The sequence below is a fragment of the Novosphingobium sp. BW1 genome (genome assembly GCF_008107685.1).
Classification (GTDB): domain Bacteria; phylum Pseudomonadota; class Alphaproteobacteria; order Sphingomonadales; family Sphingomonadaceae; genus Novosphingobium.
In genome coordinates this window covers 1-381 of sequence record NZ_VIRF01000010.1, presented here as the reverse complement: position 1 = coordinate 381, position 381 = coordinate 1, and the positions used below count along the sequence as shown (strand labels likewise).

1 protein-coding gene is annotated in these 381 nt (G+C 62.2%); it reads right to left on the bottom strand.

The features are described from left to right. Positions 1–381 (bottom strand): ATP-binding cassette domain-containing protein (locus FMM79_RS00050; RefSeq protein ID WP_148625007.1); only part of this gene is annotated, 381 nt, incomplete at both ends.

Below are 381 nucleotides of genomic sequence, written 5' to 3'. Positions count from 1 at the left end.
TTCAGCGGCCGCTTCAGCATCTCGGTATTGATCTGCAGCTTGCCGGCGGCATCCTTGACGCGGCGCATGAAGTCCGGCGTCGTCAACTCGTCCTCGCCGCGCGCCTTGCGCTGCTCGTTCATCGCCACCTTCAGGAACTGCATGGTGGCAACGCCCGGAATTTCGACGGGGTACTGGAAGGCAAGGAAGATGCCCTTGGCGGCGCGTTCGGCCGGATCGAGCTCGAGAATGCTCTCGCCATTGTAGAGAATGTCGCCCTCTGTGACTTCGTAGTCGCTGCGGCCGGACAGCACATAGGAGAGCGTCGACTTGCCGGAGCCGTTCGGCCCCATGATAGCGGCAACTTCGCCAGCCTTCACCGTCAGGTTCAGGCCACGGATA